This window comes from Streptomyces sp. NPDC057424, assembly GCF_042803315.1.
Classification (GTDB): domain Bacteria; phylum Actinomycetota; class Actinomycetes; order Streptomycetales; family Streptomycetaceae; genus Streptomyces.
Genome location: NZ_JBHVCP010000074.1, coordinates 1 through 14354, shown reverse-complemented (window position 1 = coordinate 14354; position 14354 = coordinate 1). Strand labels below are relative to the sequence as shown.

Sequence of the window (14354 nt, the reverse complement as noted above, 5' to 3'; positions counted from 1 at the left end):
TCTTCGGGCAGGGCCATTGTGCCGCACCGGTGCCTGTGTCCACCGTTCAGTGGACATAAGGATGTCCGCCCGGTCGTCCCTGAGGGGTGTGTTCCGGCCGACGCTCGTCGCATGACAGCACAGGGGTACGAACTCGCCGTGGACGTGCGGGGGCTGCGCAAGCGCTACGGGGACGTGACCGCCGTCGACGGCATCGATCTCGGCATCCGGCGGGGCGAGGTGTTCGGCCTGCTCGGGCCCAACGGTGCGGGCAAGAGCACCACGGTGGAGATCCTCCAGGGCAACCGGGACCGGGACGCGGGCGAGGTGTCCGTGCTCGGGTCGGACCCGGCGACCGGCACGCGCGCGTGGCGATCACGTGTCGGGATCGTCTGGCAGGACGAATCGGCGCCCGCCGAGTTGACGGTCCGGGAGACCGTGCGGCACTTCGCCCGCTACTACCCCCGGCCACGGGACCCGGAGGAGATCATCGGCCTGGTCGGTCTGGAGGCGAAGGCGGACAGCCGGATCAAGGCGCTGTCGGGCGGCCAGCGTCGGCGTCTGGACGTGGCGCTCGGCGTCATCGGGGGTCCCGACCTGCTGCTCCTGGACGAGCCGACGACCGGTTTCGATCCGGCGGCCCGGCGGCAGTTCTGGTCGCTGATCCGCGCCCTGGCCGACGAGGGCACGACCATCCTGCTGACCACGCACTACCTGGAGGAGGCGGAAGCCCTCGTGCACCGGCTGGCCGTGGTCGCCAGGGGCCGGATCGTCGCCGAGGGCGAACCCGGAACCCTGCGGGAGCGGTACGGCACCGAGGCCACCGTCGCCTGGACCGAGCCGGACGGCACCCCGCGTGCGGAGCGCACCGAGACGCCGACCCGGGCCGTCGCCGGGCTCATGCACCGCTTCGGCGGCGAGATCCCGGGGCTGACGGTGACGCGCCCCACGCTGGAGGACGTCTACCTCCGGCTGACCGGACAGTCCCAGGAGGACGCGCGATGAGCACGACCGTCGTACGGGAACGTGGTGAGGTGGGCGTCGGACGGCTGCCCGGTGTGTGGGGGCTCGGACTGCGGCGGGGCGCCCTGGAGATCAGGCAGTTCTTCCGGCAGCGCGACCAGGTGGTGTTCACGTTCGCCTTCCCGGTCGTCCTGCTGTTCCTGTTCGCGTCGATCTTCCGGGACGACGTGGAGGGCGCGGGCATCACCGCCTCGCAGCTGTACGTGCCGGCGATGATGGCCGCCGGCATCATGTCGACGAGCTTCCAGGCGCTCGGCATCTCGATCGCGATCGAGCGGCAGGACAAGGTGCTGCGCCGGCTGCGGGGCACGCCGATGCCGCCGGCGGCCTACTTCCTCGGCAAGATCTGGCTGGTTCTCTTCACCGGTGTGCTGGAGACGGCGATCCTCCTCGTCGTCGGCACGACCTGCTACGGCGTGGACCTGCCCGCGGACGCGGGCCGCTGGTTCGACCTGGCGTGGATCTTCGTGCTGGGCATCACGGCGTGTGCCCTGCTGGGCATCGCGATCAGCTCGGTCCCGAACTCCGCGAACAGCGCGGGTTCGGTGGTCGTCCTGCCCTTCCTGGTGCTGCAGTTCATCTCCGGGGTGTACATCGCCATCGGCACCATTCCGGACTGGATGCTGACCGTCGGCGCGCTGTTCCCGCTGAAGTGGATGTGCCAGGGGCTGCGCGGGGTGTTCCTGCCGGAGTCGGCGCAGGTGCTGGAGCAGGCGGGGAGCTGGGAGTCGGGACGCGTGGCTCTGGTGCTGGCCGCGTGGTGCGTCGGAGGATTGGCGCTGTGTCTGCTGACGTTCCGATGGAAGGACCGGCGCACCGGATGAGCGATGCCGTGAGCGCCTACCACTGGGAGCGCTCGTTCCGGCTCTGGGACACGTACTTCGCGCTGATCTGGGTGGCCACGGTGGCCTACGTGCTCGCCTCGGAGCGGCCCGGCTGGCCGCTGCGCGCGGTCGCGGCGGCGCTGCTCGTCCCGCTGGTCCCGCTGTACGTGGTGGCCGGGCGGCGCCTGATCCGGGGCGATCCGCCCGACCAGCGGCAGGCGATCGGCTATCTGGCCGCCGCGCTGGCGCTGTTCCTGCCGTCGGCGGTGCTCGCCGGTGAGACGCGGGTGCTGACCTTCGCGCTGATCCCGCAGTGCTTCATGACGCTGCGGCTGCGGTCGGCGCTGGTGGCGGTGGCCGTGATGAACCTCGTGCCCGTGGCGGGCTGGGCGCTGCTGTGGTGGCCCGGAGCGCGGGAGCTTGCGTTCGACGTGCTGTTCTCGGTGGTCACCCTGGTGTTCTCGGTGGCCGTCGGCATCTGGGTCATCCGGATCATCGAGCAGAGCCAGGAACGGGCGGAGCTGATCGCGGAGCTGGACGCGAGCCGCCATGAGGTCGGCAGGCTGTCCGAGGCCCATGGGGCGCTGGCCGAGCGGGAGCGGCTGGCCCGGGAGATCCACGACACGCTGGCGCAGGGGTTCACCAGTCTGGTGATGCTGATTCAGGCGGTCGAGGCGGAGCTGGACCACGACGTGCCCGGGGCACGGCGTCATCTGCGGCTGATGGACGAGACGGCCCGGCAGAACCTCGCCGAGGCCCGGGCCCTGGTCGCCGGGGGCGCACCCGCCGACCTGGACGGCGCGTCCCTGCCGGACGCGCTGCGGCGGCTCGCCGCGCGCCATGACGCGGCGCTGGAGGTGACCGGCCCCGTGCGCACGCTGCCCGCGGGCCCGGAGGTGGTCGCGCTGCGCGCCTGCCAGGAGGCGCTGGCCAACGCCCGTAAGCACGCGGGGAGTCCGGTGGCGGTCGGCGTGTCGCTGGCGTACGCCGACGACGCGCTGACGGTGTCGGTACGGGACGACGGCCGCGGTTTCGACCCCTCCGCCGCCTGCGGCGGGTACGGTCTCGCGGGACTGCGGGCCCGGGCGTCCGAAGTGGGCGGCACCGCCGAGGTGCGCAGCGTCCCGGGCGACGGAACGGTCGTGACGGTGCGACTGCCGGTCGTACGGAGGGGGACGCCGTGATCCGGATCATCCTGGCCGACGACCATCCCGTCGTGCGGGAGGGGCTGCGGGCGATGCTCAGTGCGGAGTCCGACCTGGAGGTCGTCGCCGACGCGTCCAGCGGGCCGCAGGCGGAGGCGCTGGCGGCCCGGTTGCGGCCCGACATCGTGCTGATGGATCTGCGGATGCCGGACGGAGGCGGCGTGGACTCGATCGTGCGGATGGCGCGGGCCGGGCTGACGTGCCGGGTGGTCGTGCTGACGACCTACGAGACGGACCGGGACATTCTGCGGGCCGTGGAGGCCGGGGCCGCGGGCTATCTGCTGAAGGACCTTCCGCGTGCCGAACTCGCGGAGGCCGTACGGGCGGCGGCACGCGGCGAGACGGTCCTGGCACCGTCCGTCGCGGCCCGGCTGGTCGACCAGCTCCGGACGAAACCGGAGCGGCCGCGTCTGTCGGAACGCGAGACGGCCGTGCTGCGGCTGGTCGCCGAGGGGTGCACGAACGCGGAGATCGGGCGCCGGCTGTTCATCGGGGAGTCGACGGTGAAGACGTATCTGCTGCGGGTCTTCGGCAAGTTGGGGGTGGACGACCGGACGGCGGCCGTCACCAGCGCGTTGCGGTACGGGCTGCTGGAGCAGTGAGGAAGGCGCCGGACGTGCTCTCCGGCGCCTTCGGACGCACGTCAGCCCAGCCGGGCTTCCAGTTCCGCCACGATCTCGTTCACGCCCACCGCCGTCTGCTCGCCCGACTCCATGTCCTTGAGCTGGACGACGCCCTCGGCGAGGTCGCGCTCGCCGGCGACGACCGTGTAGCGGGCGCCGCTGCGGTTGGCGTTCTTCATCGCGCCCTTGAGGCCCTTGCCGCCGTAGGAGAAGTCGGCCGCGATGCCGTTCTTGCGCAGCTCCGTGACCTTGGCGAACAGGACGCGGCGGGCCTCCTCGCCGAGCGGGACGGCGAACACGCTGGTGGTGGCGGGCAGTTCGAGCTCGACGCCCTCCGCCTCCAGGGCGAGGACCGTGCGGTCGACGCCGAGGGCCCAGCCGACGGACGGCAGCGCGGGGCCGCCGATCATCTCGGACAGGCCGTCGTAGCGGCCGCCACCGCCCACCGCGGACTGCGAGCCGAGGCCGTCGTGGACGAACTCGAAGGTGGTGCGGGTGTAGTAGTCCAGGCCGCGGACCAGCTTCGGGTCGTCCTCGAAGGAGACGCCCGCCGCCGTGATCAGCTCGCGGACCTCCTCGTGGTACGCCTTGCACGCGTCGCACAGGTAGTCACGCAGCAGCGGCGCGTCCCCCAGCTGCTTCTGGACCGACTCGCGCTTGTCGTCCAGGACGCGCAGCGGGTTGATCTCCGCGCGGCGCAGGGTGTCCTCGTCCAGGTCCAGGCCGCGCAGGAACTCCTGCAGCGCAGACCGGTACACCGGGCGGCACTCCTGGTCGCCCAGGCTGTTGAGCAGGATCCGGAAGTTGCTCAGGCCCAGCGAGCGGTACGCCTGGTCGGCCAGGATGAGCAGCTCGGCGTCCAGCGCCGGGTCCTCCGCGCCGATCGCCTCGGCACCGACCTGGGAGAAGTGGCGGTAGCGGCCCTTCTGGGGACGCTCGTAGCGGTAGTACGAGCCCGAGTACCAGAGCTTGACCGGGAGGTTGCCGGCCTTGTGCAGGTTGGCCTCCAGCGCCGCGCGCAGGACGGAGGCCGTGCCCTCGGGGCGCAGGGCGAGCCGGTCGCCGCCCTTGGTCTCGAAGGCGTACATCTCCTTGGTCACGATGTCGGTGGACTCACCGACCCCGCGCGCGAAGAGTTCGACGTTCTCGAAGCCCGGCGTCTCGATGTAGCCGTAGCCGGAGTTGCGCAGCGGAGCGGCGATCGCCTCGCGGACCGCGAGGTACTTCGCGGAGTCCGGCGGGATCAGGTCGTACGTGCCCTTGGGGGCCTTGAAGGTGCTCACGGAAGGTCTCGTCACAATCCTCGTCGGGGAGCCTCGGAGGCGCCGTGTCCTTGGCGGTCTGCCGCCACCTGCCGCAGATACGGGTTGGTGGAGCGCTCCTGGCCGATGGTCGTCTGGGGGCCGTGGCCGGACAGCACCACGGTCGAGTCGTCGAGCGGCAGGCACACGCGGGCCAGCGAGTCGAGCATCTCGGCCATGTCACCGCCGGGCAGGTCGGTGCGTCCGATGGAGCCGGCGAACAGCAGGTCGCCCGAGAAGAGGATCGGCGGGATGTCCGCCGCCTCGGGCATGCCGAAGGTCACCGACCCCTTGGTATGGCCTGGCGCGTGCGCCACGGACAGCTCCAGGCCCGCCAGCTCCAGCTTCGCCCCGTCGGCCAGCTCCTTGACGTCATCGGGCTCCCCCACGGTCAGCTCACCCATCAGCGGCATCCCGATGGACCGGCCGAGCGCCTTCCCGGGGTCGCTCATCATGTACCGGTCGTCCGGGTGGATCCAGGCCGGCACGTCGTGCGCGCCGCACACCGGGACGACCGAGGCCACGTGGTCGATGTGGCCGTGGGTGAGGACGACGGCGACGGGCTTGAGCCGGTGCTTGGCGATGGCCTCCGCGACGCCGTCGGCGGCCTGATGGCCGGGGTCGATGATCACGCACTCCTCACCGGCGGCGGGGGCGACGAGGTAGCAGTTCGTCCCCCAGGCCCCGGCGGGGAACCCGGCAATGAGCACGATCGTCCTTCGTTGTGTCGATACGGGCGGCTACGGCTGCTCACAGAGCCTACCGGCGCTGCCGATTCCTCAGCGAACCCATATACGGTACGGGGCACACGCAGGCGGTCGGCACACAGGACGCACGCGTACCGGTCGACGTTCGAGACCCATGAGGAGAGAACCCGGTGGTCAGCCAGGAACAGCGGCGGCGTCAGCTCGCCCGGGAGAAGTTCTTGCGGCAGCAGCAGCGACGCACGGACGCGCGACGCAGGGCCCGTATCCGCAACTCCGTGATCGCCTCGGCTCTCGGCGTGATCGTGGTGCTCTCGGTGACGGTCTTCCTGACCAAGCCGTTCGAGGACAACGGCAAGACGGAGAACGCGAACGCGGACGTCACCCCGAGCGCCACGCCCAGCAAGGCCCCGGACCCGTGCGAGAAGCCGGCCCCGGGCAAGGTCAAGTCGGAGACCTGGAAGAAGGAACCGGCGATGACCATCGACGAGTCGGCGAAGTACACGATGAAGCTGGACACGACCTGCGGCGAGATAGACGTCGCGCTGAAGGCGTCGGCGGCGCCGCACACCGTCAACTCGTTCAACTTCCTTCTCGGCAAGGGCTACTTGGACCACAGCAAGTGCCACCGGCTCACGAACCAGGGCATCTACGTCCTGCAGTGCGGCGACCCGAAGGGCACCGGCATGGGCGGACCGGGCTACACCATCCCGGACGAGAACCTCAAGGACAAGAGCCTCAAGGGCGGGATCTACCCGGCGGGCACGGTCGCGATGGCGAACCAGTACAACCCGCAGACGAAGCAGGGCCGCGACAGCGGCGGCAGCCAGTTCTTCCTCGTCTACCAGGACAGTCAGCTGCCGGCCGACTACACACCGTTCGGTACGGTGTCCGAGGCGGGCATGAAGGTCCTGAAGAAAATCGCGGACGCGGGAGCGCAGGCCCCCGACCCTCAGACGGGCAATACGGCGCCCAACGCGACGGTCGTGATCAACAAGGCCACGATCACCGAATCCTGACCCCCAACTGCGAAATTTCGGTCGCGCGGGATGCGGACAGGCCCCCCGCCGGTCGCCTATGTTGGCCGTGACGAAACTGTGGACGATGCCCGGGGGAGCTTCAGGCCCCTCGCAGGCATCATGTGGAGGAGGCGCTGTGAGCAGCGACCCGTGGGGCCGCGTCGACGAGACGGGGACCGTGTACGTGCGTACGGCCGACGGCGAGCAGGTCGTCGGTTCCTGGCAGGCGGGCTCCCCCGAGGAGGCGCTGGCCTATTTCGAGCGCAAGTACGAGGGCCTGGTTGTCGAGATCGGCCTCCTCGAGAAGCGAGTGAAGACCACCGACCTGTCGGCGAAGGACGCCCAGGCAGCCATCGACCACATCCGGGAGCAGGTCGACGCGCACCACGTGGTGGGCGACCTGGACGCCCTGCGGGTCCGGCTGGACAAGCTGGTGGAGCTGGTGGAGGCGCGCCGCGAGGAGCGCAAGGCGCAGCGGGCGAAGCAGTCCGACGAGGCCCGCAAGTCCAAGGAGGCGCTGGTCGCCGAGGCGGAGGAGCTGTCGCAGTCCGATCAGTGGCGGGCGGCCGGTGAGCGGCTGCGGGCCCTGGTGGACACCTGGAAGAGCCTGCCGCGCCTGGACCGCAAGTCCGACGACGAGCTGTGGCACCGGTTCTCGCACGCGCGGTCGGCGTTCTCCAAGCGGCGCAAGCAGCACTTCGCGCAGCTGGACGCGCAGCGCGAGGAGGCCCGCAAGACCAAGGAGCGGCTGGTCTCCGAGGCCGAGGCGCTGTCGAACTCGACGGACTGGGGCGTGACGGCGGCGCGTTACCGCGAGCTGATGTCGGAGTGGAAGGCCGCGGGCCGCGCCCAGCGCGAGCACGAGGACGACCTGTGGAACCGCTTCCGCGGCGCCCAGGACGTCTTCTTCGCGGCCCGCAGCTCGGTCTTCGCCGAGCGGGACGCCGAGCAGTCGGAGAACCTCAAACTCAAGGAGGAGCTGGCCGAGGAGGCCGAGAAGCTCCTGCCGATCACGGACCTGAAGGCGGCCCGCGCCGCGTTCCGGAACGTGAACGAGCGCTGGGAGGCCATCGGCCATGTGCCGCGCGACGCCCGGCCGAAGGTCGAGGGCCGTATGCACGCGGTCGAGCGGGCCATCCAGGAGGCCGAGGAGGCCGAGTGGCGCAGGACGAACCCGGAGGCACGGGCGCGTGCCGAGGGCCTGACCGGCCAGCTCCAGGCCGCCGTGGACAAGCTGCGGGGCCAGATCGAGCAGGCGCGCGCGCAGGGCAACAACGCCAAGGCCGACAAGCTCCAGCGTGAGCTCGACGGCCGGCAGGCGCTGCTGGACCAGGCGCTGAAGGGCCTGCAGGAGTTCGGAGGCTGACGCATTCGACCGAAAGGGGCTCCCGTACACCGTGTACGGGAGCCCCTTTCGTGTGGTCGTGTGCGACGGCCGGTTACGACCTGCTGCGCGCCGACGTCACCCGGTACACGTCGTAGACGCCCTCCACGCCCCGGACCGCCTTGAGTACGTGGCCGAGGTGCTTCGGGTCGCCCATCTCGAAGGTGAAGCGGGAGGTGGCGACGCGGTCACGGGAGGTCTGGACGGCCGCGGAGAGGATGTTGACGTGCTGGTCGGACAGCACGCGGGTGACATCCGAGAGGAGCCGGGAGCGGTCCAGGGCCTCGACCTGGATGGCGACCAGGAAGACCGAGGACTGGGTGGGCGCCCACTCGACGTCGAGGATGCGCTCGGGCTCGCGGGACAGCGAGTCGACGTTCACGCAGTCGCTGCGGTGAACCGACACGCCGCTGCCGCGTGTGACGAAGCCGATGATCGGGTCACCGGGTACGGGCGTGCAGCAGCGGGCCAGCTTGACCCACACGTCCTCGACGCCCTTGACGACGACCCCCGGGTCTGCGCTGGTACGGCGCTTGCGGCTGCGGCCACGGGCCGGCGGGACCGACTCGTCGATCTCCTCGGTGGCGGCCTCCTCGCCGCCGAGGGCCTGGACCAGCTTCTGCACGATGTTCTGTGCGGAGACATGGCCCTCGCCGATCGCCGCGTACAGCGCGGAGATGTCGGCGTAGCGCATCTCGTGGGCGAGCGTGACGAGCGAGTCGCCGGTCAGGATGCGCTGGATCGGCAGGTTCTGCTTGCGCATCGCGCGGACGATGGCGTCCTTGCCCTGCTCGATCGCCTCGTCGCGGCGTTCCTTGGAGAACCAGGCCCGGATCTTGTTGCGGGCACGCGGTGACTTGACGAAGCCGAGCCAGTCGCGGGAGGGGCCGGCGCCGGGTGCCTTGGAGGTGAAGACCTCCACCAGATCGCCGTTGTCGAGGGTGGACTCCAGCGGGACCAGCCGGCCGTTGACGCGGGCGCCTATCGTGCGGTGCCCGACCTCGGTGTGCACGGCGTACGCGAAGTCGACCGGGGTCGCGCCGGCCGGGAGCGCTATGACGTCGCCCTTGGGGGTGAAGACGAAGACCTCGTTGCGGGAGAGGTCGAAGCGCAGGGACTCCAGGAACTCGCCGGGGTCCTCGGTCTCCTTCTGCCAGTCCAGCAGCTGGCGCAGCCAGGCCATGTCGTTGAGGTGGTCGTCCTTGCTCTTGCCGGACGACTTGGGGGCGTCACTGCGCACCTTCGAGGCGCCGGCGACGGCCTCCTGCTTGTACTTCCAGTGCGCGGCGATGCCGTACTCGGCGCGGCGGTGCATGTCGAACGTGCGGATCTGCAGCTCGACCGGCTTGCCGCCGGGGCCGATGACCGTCGTGTGCAGCGACTGGTACATGTTGAACTTGGGCATCGCGATGTAGTCCTTGAACCGGCCGGGGACCGGGTTCCATCGCGCGTGCACCGTGCCGAGGGCCGCGTAGCAGTCGCGGACGGTGTCCACGAGGACGCGGATGCCCACCAGGTCGTAGATCTCCGCGAAGTCCCGGCCGCGGACGATCATCTTCTGGTAGACGCTGTAGTAGTGCTTCGGGCGGCCGGTGACGGTCGCCTTGATCCGGGCCGCGCGCAGGTCCTGCTGGACCTCGTCGGTGACGATGGCCAGGTACTCGTCGCGCTTCGGGGCGCGCTCGGCGACCAGTCGGACGATCTCGTCGTACATCTTGGGGTAGAGGATCGCGAAGGCGAGGTCCTCCAGCTCCCACTTGATGGTGTTCATGCCCAGGCGGTGGGCGAGCGGCGCGTAGATCTCCAGGGTCTCGCGTGCCTTCTTCTCCTGCTTCTCGCGCTTGAGGTAGCGCATGGTGCGCATGTTGTGCAGGCGGTCGGCGAGCTTGATGACCAGGACACGCGGGTCCTTGGCCATGGCGACGACCATCTTGCGCACCGTCTCGGCCTGGGCGGCCTCACCGAACTTGACCTTGTCGAGCTTGGTGACACCGTCGACGAGCAGCGTGACGACGTCGCCGAAGTCGCGGCGCAGGTCGTCCAGGCCGTACTCGGTGTCCTCGACCGTGTCGTGCAGCAGACCGGCCATCAGCGTGGCCGGATCCATGCCCAGCTCGGCGAGGATGGTCGTCACGGCGAGGGGGTGTGTGATGTACGGGTCACCGCTCTTGCGCTTCTGGCCGCGGTGCCAGCGCTCGGCGACCTGGTAGGCGCGCTCGATCTGGCGGAGGGTGGCCGTCTCGATCTTCGGGTCGTTGCCGCGCACTATCCGCAGCAGCGGCTCGAGCACCGGGTTGTACGGATTCGCGCGCTGCACACCGAGCCGGGCCAGACGGGCACGGACGCGGTTGGAGGAGCCGGAGCGGGCCGGCTGGCCGGCCGCCTGCCGTACCGAGGGCGGGGTGGGCTTGGGCCGCGACTGCTCGGCGGGTTTGTCGACCGGCGTCGCCTGGGCATGCTCGACGGGCCCGCGGGTGTCGTTCTTCGCGTGGGGCGTGGTCGGCGCGGGCTTGGCCGCGGCTGCCGAGGCGGACTCGGGCTTGGCGGCGGTCAGGTGCTGGGCCTCGTCTGGCAAGAGGGCTCCTCGTGCGCGATCCGGGTCCCCGGTCAGGCTCCGGAGCACCCATGGTAGCGATCCTGGGCCCCAGGATCGCCTTCAGGCCAATGTGAGGACCGTCTACCCGGGAAACGCACGAGGCGGGCACCGGATCGTCCGGGCCCGCCTGCGCGGTGTCGTGCCGGTGCTCCCCCAGGGCGCCGCACGGTGGCTAGACCGTGAGCAGCGCCTCCAGGGGGGCACCGTTCAGCGCCGGCTCCAGGCGGGCCCGGCCGCTCAGGAAGCCGAGTTCCATGAGGACGGCGAGACCCGCGACCTCGGCACCGGCCCGGCGGATGAGCTGGACCGCGGCCTCCGCGGTGCCGCCCGTGGCGAGGACGTCGTCGACGATCAGGACACGGTCCTCGGCGGTGAGGTCCTCGGCGTGCACCTCGATCTCCGCCGAACCGTACTCCAGGTCGTAGGCCTGGGCGAGGGTGGCTCCGGGGAGCTTGCCCGCCTTGCGTACGGGGATGAAGCCGAGGCCGGCGCGGACGGCGACCGGGGCGCCGAGGATGAAGCCGCGGGCCTCCAGGCCGACGACCTTGGTGGCGCCGGCGCGCTCGGCGATCTCGGCGAGGGCGTCGGTCAGGGCGGTGAACGCCGCCGGGTCCGCCAGGAGCGGGGTGATGTCCTTGAACATCACCCCCGGCTCCGGGTAGTCGGCCACGTCGCGGATGCGGCTGAGCAGCAGCTCCCTGATGTCGGTCATCGGCGCTTCCCCGAGGGGCGGCCGCGGCCACGGGTGCGGGAGGCGGGCTGGTTGCGCGGCCCGACCACCGCGGCTGCGGCGTCCTCGGGCTCGCCGGCGTACGACTCGCCGTCCTCGTAGACCTCGGTCTCGCCCTTGGCGGCGGACTGGTCCCGCTTGGCGAGGACGCGCTTCCTCAGGGCCTTCAGCTGCGGCTCGCGCTCCTTGAGGTCGGCGACGAGCGGCGTGGCGATGAAGATCGAGGAGTACGCACCGGCGGCGAGGCCGACGAACAGCGACAGCGAGATGTCGTTCAGCATGCCGGCGCCGAGGACACCGCCGCCGATGAACAGCAGGCCCGCCACCGGCAGCAGCGCGACCACCGTGGTGTTGACGGAGCGGACCAGGGTGCTGTTGATCGAGCGGTTGGCGATGTCGCTGTAGGTCCAGCGGGTCTGTTTGGTGATGTCCTTGGTCTGTTCCTTGAGGCTGTCGAAGACCACGACCGTGTCGTAGAGCGAGTAGCCGAGGATGGTCAGCAGACCGATCACCGTGCCCGGTGTGACCTCGAAGCCGACCAGGGCGTAGATGCCGACCGTGATGGTGATGTCGTGGATCAGTGCGACGAACGCCGCCAGCGCCATGCGCCACTCGAAGGCGATCGCGAGGTAGATCACCACCAGGACCATGAAGATGCCGAGGCCTTGCCAGGCCTTGTTCGCGATCTGCTCGCCCCAGCTGGGGCCGACCAGTTCGGCGTTGATCTGCTCCGAGTCGATCTTGAGGTCGTCGGCGAGCGTGTTCTTGATCTCGTTGGCCGCGCCGGTGTCGATACCCGCGACCTGGATACGCAGGCTGCCGTCGCCGAGCTTCTGGACGATCGCGTCGTGGCCGGAGGCCTCTTCCGCGTACTCCTCCGCCTGGGACACCGAGACGCTGGTGTTCTTCGGGGTGTTGAAGACGGCGCCGCCCTGGAACTCGATGCCCATGTTCAGGCCGCGGACCGCCAGGCCGACGATGGCCGTGATGGTGATCAGGATCGACAGGCCGTACCAGATCTTGCGGTTCTTGACGAAGTCGTAGCCGATTTCGCCACGGTGCAGCCGGGCGCCGAGGTTGCCGAGTTTCGACATCTCACGCCTCCTTCGTCTCGACGGGGGCGGAGGGACGGCGGGTGCGGCGCAGCGGCGGCTGGGCACCCAGGCTCTTCGGGTCGAGGCCGGACCACTTGTGGCCGTTGGCGAAGAACGGGCGGCGGGCCATCAGCGTCAGCAGCGGCTTGGTGAAGAGGAACACGACGACCACGTCGAGCAGGGTGGTCAGGCCGAGCGTGAACGCGAAGCCCTGGACCTTGCCGACGGTGACGATGAAGAGCACCGCTGCGGCGAGGAACGACACGAAGTCGGAGACCAGGATGGTGCGCCGGGCACGCGGCCAGGCCCGCTCGACGGCGGGACGCAGCGAGCGGCCCTCCCGGATCTCGTCGCGGACGCGTTCGAAGTACACGATGAACGAGTCCGCCGTGATGCCGATGGCGACGATGGCACCGCAGACGGCCGGCAGGTTCAGCGCGAATCCGATGGCCGGGCCGAGCAGGGACATGAGCGTGTAGGTGAGGGCGGCGGAGACCAGCAGCGAGAGGATCGCGATGAACGACAGGCCGCGGTAGTAGGCCAGCAGATAGATGACGACCAGCGCGAGACCGATCGCGCCGGCGATCAGCCCGGCCTGCAGCTGGTCACCACCCAGCGCGGCGGTCACGGTCGTCATGCTGTCCACCTTGAAGGTCAGCGGCAGCGCGCCGTACGACAGCATGTTGGCGAGTTCCTGGGCGGACTGCTGGGTGAAGTTGCCGGAGATCTCGGCGTTGCCGCCGGTCAGGGCCTGCCGGACGGACGGGTCGGAGACCACCTCGCCGTCCAGGACGATCGCGAACTGGTTCTGCGGCGGCTGGTTCTGAGCCAGCTTGCCGGTGATGTCGCCGAACTTCTTGGCGCCCCCGTCGGTGAAGTCCATCTGGACCGTCCAGCCCGCGCCCCTCTGGGTGTCCAGAGTGGCCTGGGCCTCGTCGACGTCCGTGCCGTCGACCGCGGCGGGGCCGAGGATGTACTTCTGCCACTGGCCCTGCGAGTTCTGGCCGCAGGCCAGGGTGGGCTGGGAGGCCTTGACGCCGTCGCCCACGGTGGAGCGGGTCTTCTCGTCGGTGCAGTCGAGCTTGGCGTACTGCTCCTGGAGCTTGCTCGGGTCGTCACCTGCGGCGCCGCCGGTCGCGGAGGGGCTGGCCTTCGACTCGCCCGAGGCGCTCGCGGACGGCGTCGCGTCGGCCTTCAGCGCGTCGGTGACCGCGCGGCCCTGCGTAGTGGGAGAGGCAGACGGGGAGGCGGAGCCCTTGTCGGTGGCCTCGGGCTTGTCGGTGGCCTTGCCGGACGGCTGGTCCGAGGGGCTTCCCGTGGGGCTCGGCGAGGGGCTGGCCGTGCCGCCGCCGGAGACCTCGGTCACGAGGACCGGGCGGAAGTAGAGCTTGGCGGTGGTGCCTACCTGCTTGCGCGCCTGCTCGGAGTTCGTGCCCTTGGGGATGTTGACGATGATGTTGTCCCGGCCCTGGGTCTGGACCTCGGCCTCCTGGACGCCCAGACCATTGACACGGCGCTCCATGATGGAGACGGCGGTGTCCATGTTGGTCTTGTTGATCGCCGCCTCGTTGCCGGCCTCGGGGACCGCCCGGAGCGTGATGCTCGTACCGCCGGCCAGGTCGATGCCGAGACGCGGCTTCGTGTGCTCCGAGGCGAACATCCCACCGGTGAGCGCCGCGATGGCGATCAGGATCAGGGCCAGCGAGCGCCCCGGCTTGCTCTGGGCGCTCGCGTTCCTGCCCTTTTTAGGTGTGGCCACCTTTTCGTACTCCCTCTCGGGCCACCTCGCTCCGGATCGGCGGACGGGCGGCCATGACATGGTGTCGGGATTCCGTGCGAGCTGGGCGTGTCCCGGGGTGCGCGGGCCGGGCC

The 14354-nt window shown here is 70.3% G+C and carries 12 protein-coding genes; 6 read left to right on the top strand and 6 right to left on the bottom strand.

All coding sequences use genetic code 11. The features are described from left to right. Positions 1 to 111 precede the first annotated feature (111 nt). The 4 genes from ACFU3E_RS34615 to ACFU3E_RS34600 are packed head-to-tail and all read left to right on the top strand — an operon-like array spanning position 112 to position 3633. Positions 112 to 984 (top strand): ABC transporter ATP-binding protein, encoded by an 873-nt coding sequence (locus tag ACFU3E_RS34615; protein ID WP_384167536.1) that lies wholly within the window; start codon positions 112 to 114, stop codon positions 982 to 984. After that, positions 981 to 1826, top strand: coding sequence for an ABC transporter permease (locus tag ACFU3E_RS34610; protein WP_384167533.1), 846 nt, complete (start codon positions 981 to 983; stop codon positions 1824 to 1826). Before ACFU3E_RS34615 ends, ACFU3E_RS34610 begins: the two co-directional genes overlap by 4 nt. Beyond that, on the top strand, positions 1823 to 3010 hold the full coding sequence (locus ACFU3E_RS34605) for a sensor histidine kinase (protein ID WP_384167530.1): 1188 nt from the start codon (positions 1823 to 1825) through the stop codon (positions 3008 to 3010). The genes ACFU3E_RS34610 and ACFU3E_RS34605 overlap by 4 nt, the downstream gene beginning before the upstream one ends. Further along, on the top strand, positions 3007 to 3633 hold the full coding sequence (locus ACFU3E_RS34600; protein WP_384167527.1) for a response regulator: 627 nt from the start codon (positions 3007 to 3009) through the stop codon (positions 3631 to 3633). The genes ACFU3E_RS34605 and ACFU3E_RS34600 overlap by 4 nt, the downstream gene beginning before the upstream one ends. Before the next feature lie 41 nt (positions 3634 to 3674). On the opposite strand, the gene hisS is transcribed toward ACFU3E_RS34600, so the two are convergent. Further along, a complete protein-coding gene (gene hisS / locus ACFU3E_RS34595; protein WP_384167524.1) occupies positions 3675 to 4937 on the bottom strand; it encodes a histidine--tRNA ligase in 1263 nt (420 codons plus the stop codon). Positions 4938 to 4948: 11 nt separating this feature from the next. Beyond that, positions 4949 to 5665 (bottom strand): MBL fold metallo-hydrolase, encoded by a 717-nt coding sequence (locus ACFU3E_RS34590; protein WP_384167521.1) that lies wholly within the window; start codon positions 5663 to 5665, stop codon positions 4949 to 4951. A gap of 167 nt (positions 5666 to 5832) precedes the next feature. Between ACFU3E_RS34590 and ACFU3E_RS34585 the strand changes: the two genes are divergently transcribed. Together ACFU3E_RS34585 and ACFU3E_RS34580 are read left to right on the top strand one after the other, a co-directional pair. Next, entirely contained in the window at positions 5833 to 6678 is an 846-nt protein-coding gene (locus ACFU3E_RS34585; RefSeq protein WP_384167518.1) for a peptidylprolyl isomerase, read from the top strand. 136 nt (positions 6679 to 6814) lie between these two features. Next, complete coding sequence (locus ACFU3E_RS34580; protein ID WP_384167515.1) at positions 6815 to 8044, top strand: DUF349 domain-containing protein; 1230 nt, start codon at positions 6815 to 6817, stop codon at positions 8042 to 8044. A gap of 73 nt (positions 8045 to 8117) precedes the next feature. Here the strand turns inward: ACFU3E_RS34580 and relA are convergent, their stop codons facing one another. The 4 genes from relA to secD all read right to left on the bottom strand — a co-directional run bounded on the left by relA (position 8118) and on the right by secD (position 14241). Continuing rightward, positions 8118 to 10637: a GTP pyrophosphokinase gene (gene relA / locus ACFU3E_RS34575; RefSeq protein WP_384167512.1), complete on the bottom strand. Its 2520-nt coding sequence runs from the start codon at positions 10635 to 10637 to the stop codon at positions 8118 to 8120. Positions 10638 to 10830: 193 nt separating this feature from the next. Further along, entirely contained in the window at positions 10831 to 11370 is a 540-nt protein-coding gene (locus tag ACFU3E_RS34570) for an adenine phosphoribosyltransferase (RefSeq protein ID WP_384167509.1), read from the bottom strand. Next, complete coding sequence (secF, locus tag ACFU3E_RS34565; RefSeq protein WP_384167506.1) at positions 11367 to 12482, bottom strand: protein translocase subunit SecF; 1116 nt, start codon at positions 12480 to 12482, stop codon at positions 11367 to 11369. Before secF ends, ACFU3E_RS34570 begins: the two co-directional genes overlap by 4 nt. Position 12483: 1 nt before the next feature. Next, positions 12484 to 14241, bottom strand: coding sequence for a protein translocase subunit SecD (secD, locus tag ACFU3E_RS34560; RefSeq protein WP_384167503.1), 1758 nt, complete (start codon positions 14239 to 14241; stop codon positions 12484 to 12486). Between the last annotated feature and the right edge of the window lie 113 nt (positions 14242 to 14354).

What these genes read in the sequence shown, in the direction of transcription:
- ACFU3E_RS34615 (WP_384167536.1), top strand. Translation starts at nt 112, where the DNA reads ATGACAGCACAGGGGTACGAACTCGCCGTGGACGTGCGGGGGCTGCGC.
- ACFU3E_RS34610 (WP_384167533.1), top strand. Translation starts at nt 981, where the DNA reads ATGAGCACGACCGTCGTACGGGAACGTGGTGAGGTGGGCGTCGGACGG.
- ACFU3E_RS34605 (WP_384167530.1), top strand. Translation starts at nt 1,823, where the DNA reads ATGAGCGATGCCGTGAGCGCCTACCACTGGGAGCGCTCGTTCCGGCTC.
- ACFU3E_RS34570 (WP_384167509.1), bottom strand. Translation starts at nt 11,370, where the DNA reads ATGACCGACATCAGGGAGCTGCTGCTCAGCCGCATCCGCGACGTGGCC.
- secF (WP_384167506.1), bottom strand. Translation starts at nt 12,482, where the DNA reads ATGTCGAAACTCGGCAACCTCGGCGCCCGGCTGCACCGTGGCGAAATC.